2 protein-coding genes and 2 pseudogenes are annotated in these 3,013 nt (G+C 37.3%); 1 reads left to right on the forward strand and 3 read right to left on the reverse strand.

Translation table 11 applies throughout. The annotated features are described in order from the left end of the window. Positions 1-324: IS630 transposase-related protein (locus ARSQ2_RS13270; RefSeq protein ID WP_238334471.1), on the reverse strand; the 324-nt coding region annotated here is incomplete at its 3' end. Between ARSQ2_RS13270 and ARSQ2_RS10630 the strand changes: the two are divergent. Beyond that, positions 214-1,041: pseudogene (locus tag ARSQ2_RS10630) on the forward strand (prolyl oligopeptidase family serine peptidase); the annotation flags it as partial. The gene ARSQ2_RS13270 and the pseudogene ARSQ2_RS10630 overlap by 111 nt on opposite strands. A 71-nt stretch (positions 1,042-1,112) precedes the next feature. On the opposite strand, the pseudogene xseA reads toward ARSQ2_RS10630, so the two are convergent. Together xseA and ARSQ2_RS10640 are read right to left on the reverse strand one after the other, a co-directional pair. Next, positions 1,113-2,469, reverse strand: a pseudogene (gene xseA, locus ARSQ2_RS10635) (exodeoxyribonuclease VII large subunit). 308 nt (positions 2,470-2,777) lie between these two features. Continuing rightward, positions 2,778-2,963: a transposase gene (locus tag ARSQ2_RS10640; protein ID WP_202880421.1), complete on the reverse strand. Its 186-nt coding sequence runs from the start codon at positions 2,961-2,963 to the stop codon at positions 2,778-2,780. Positions 2,964-3,013: the final 50 nt, after the last annotated feature.

The raw sequence follows: 3,013 nt of genomic DNA on the forward strand, positions 1-3,013 counted from the left end.
CAACTCGGATTTATCGATTTTTCGATGACGCGTAGTCGATGCTTTTGGCTCTATTTGATTAATCCAACGCGATACAGATGCAGAGCCAATCCGAAATTGTTTCGCTGTTTCTCGGATGCTCAACCCTTCTTCTTCTATCGTAAATATCACTTTACGTCTAAAATCAATTGAATAGCTTATATAAATAATGTCATCAAAATTAAGTCGCTTAGCTATAGCAGTGAACGTATCTGGGTTCAGGTAAAAAATGGCACTAAAGTTCCAGTTTCGTTGGTATATCGTAAAGATCGATGGCAAAAAAGCAAAAATCCGATTTTGATTCATGGCTATGGTGCTTATGGTATCAATGTGGATCCGGTTTTTAGTTCACCGCGTTTGAGTTTATTGGATAGGGGATTTGTCTATGCAATAGTGCATGTTCGTGGTGGTGGCGATTTAAGCAAAGCCTGGTATCAAGAACGGAAGGTTGAAAATAAAGCCAATAGTTTTAGTGATTTTATTGATGCAACCAAAATATTGATTGCAAAGGGGTATGATGATCCCAAACGGGTATATCCAATGGGTGGAAGTGCTCGTAGTTTATTGATGGCGGCGGTAATTAACCAGGCACCGGAACTCTATCGAGGCGTTCTCGCTCAAGTTCCTTTTGTCGATGTTTTGACAACCATGCTTGATCCTTCTATTCCATTAACAACTGGTGAATATGATGAATGGGTGATCCCGCTGCGCGGGACGCTTATTTTCGGCTAAAATCTTACAGCCCTTATGATAATATTAAACATCAACGTTACCCAAATTTACTGATTATGACGGGGTTATATGATTCCCAAGTCCAATATTGGGAGCCGGCCAAATGGGTGGCTAAATTAAGGGAATATAAAGTAGGTAATACGGTCTTATTAGTGGAAACAAATATGGAAGCCGGTCATGGTGGAAAATCGGGTCGATTTAATAGTCTAAAAAGATACAGCATTGGAATATGCTTTTATCTTGATGCTAGATGATAATAAAAAATATTTTCCTGATTTTGATGTTCAATAAATTTTTGTCGCCTTATATGTTAATTAATATAAGGCTAATAAATCATATTGATAGATGATAATTTCTTTGGATTAAGCAATTTTATTGATCGATAAGATTTTACTTTCAAGCCAACCGTCTTGTAAGCGAGTTTTTAATGTTTCTCCAATATTTATTTGTTGTGTTTTGGTTAAAACCTGTCCATTAGGTGATTCACTAATACTATAACCACGAGCTAATGTTGCTAATGGACTTACTGCTTCAAGGCGGGAACAACTGATGCTAAATTTTTCACGATATTGGCTTAGTATTTAAGTAATTAATTGTTTTAATTGAAATTTATTCTGAATATAACGTTGGCGACAATTTTGTAGTTGTGGCCGCGGATCACATAGTATTAAACGTTGTTCAAGGTTATATTGCCGACGATTTATTTGCTGCAAATATTGTTGTTTGGCGTTAACAAGTTTTTGTTGTAATTGGATCAGATAATTGTATTGGCGCGTTATCCGTAGTGCAGGATGTTGCTGCTGTAATTTATGTTGTAATTGACCAAAGATACGTAGTTTACGCGCGATGAAATAGTCCATCGCCATTTCTAATCGCTGTTTTTGTTCAAGTAACTGACGGAGTAATTCTTGTTGATTGCGACTCACTAATTCTGCCGCAGCTGAGGGTGTTGGGCCTCGTAAATCGGCAACAAAATCAGCAATAGTTACATCGTTGCATCGGTTTCATGACCAACCGCTGCAATAATTGTAACTGACTAGCAAAAATTGCTCTGGCGACTCTTTCATCGTTAAAAGCCCATAAATCTTCCAATGAACCACCACCTCGGCCGACAATCAGGACATCACACTCTTGGCGATGATTGGCCAACTCAATAGCACGAATAATTTGTCGTGGTGCATCTTCTCCTTGCACGGCGGTGGGATAAATAATGACAGGTAATGAAGGATGGCGGCGTTTTAAGATATTTAAAATATCATGTAATCCAGCGCCTGTTGCTGAGGTAATAACCCCCAAGCGTTTGGCCGGCATTGGTAGTGCTTTTTTGTAATGTTTTGCGAATAGTCTTTCAGCTGAAATTTTCTGTTTCAATATCTCAAATTATTGTTGTAATATTCCGTCACCGGCAGGTTGCATATTTTCGATAATTAATTGATATTCTCCTCTTGGCTCGTACATGGTAACAGTCGCTCGAACTAACACTTGTTGATCATTTTGTGGTCGAAAATTCACGCGAATATTTTGGCCGCGAAACATTGCAGCATGTAGATGCGCTTTTTCATCTTTTAAGGTGAAATGCCAGTGGTAGGAAGCTGGCTGAGAAAAATTAGAGATTTCTGCATTAAGCCAAATTCTGCCAATTTGAAGTTCAAGTAATTGCCGAACCGATTGATTAAGTTGGCTAACCGAATAAATTCCACTATTTTCTGAAGCTAACATGTTAAATTAGCAACACCTTGTAAATAAAATTAATGGCTAAATATTAGCAGCGATTATTTCTATTATACATAGAATCAAAATAAAGCGTATAAGTGATTATCCCATTCATGTTGTTCAATATTGGCGGTGTTCATTCGAACAGTTAAACTTCTATTATGGTCAATATATTCAATATAAGTGATAATAAATTCTGTTTTTGGCCAGAATAAGACTTCTTGGTGATCATCTTTTAATAAATCGGAAATATTGGCGCCTACTAGAGGTTCGGTATGTTGGATTTCATATATAGCTAAGCGACTTAATTTTGATTACATCATATTGAGTGCAAACAAAATATCTGTGTCGCATCCGAGTGCTCTTTTTTTGCATTTAGCTTGTGCCCATTTATGTTCAATTGGATTAAGATCTGGCGAATAGGTAGGCAAATATTCCACCATATGCCCCTCATCGATGATGACTTGTTGAATACTCTGTTTCTTGTGAAACAGTTGCATTATCCATCATGATTACACTGTTTTTAGGAAGTACTGGGATAAGGACTTGG

Origin of the sequence: Arsenophonus endosymbiont of Bemisia tabaci Q2 (assembly GCF_902713415.1) — a bacterium.
GTDB lineage: Bacteria > Pseudomonadota > Gammaproteobacteria > Enterobacterales > Enterobacteriaceae > Arsenophonus.

What these genes read in the sequence shown, in the direction of transcription:
- ARSQ2_RS10640 (WP_202880421.1), bottom strand. Translation starts at nt 2,963, where the DNA reads ATGCAACTGTTTCACAAGAAACAGAGTATTCAACAAGTCATCATCGAT.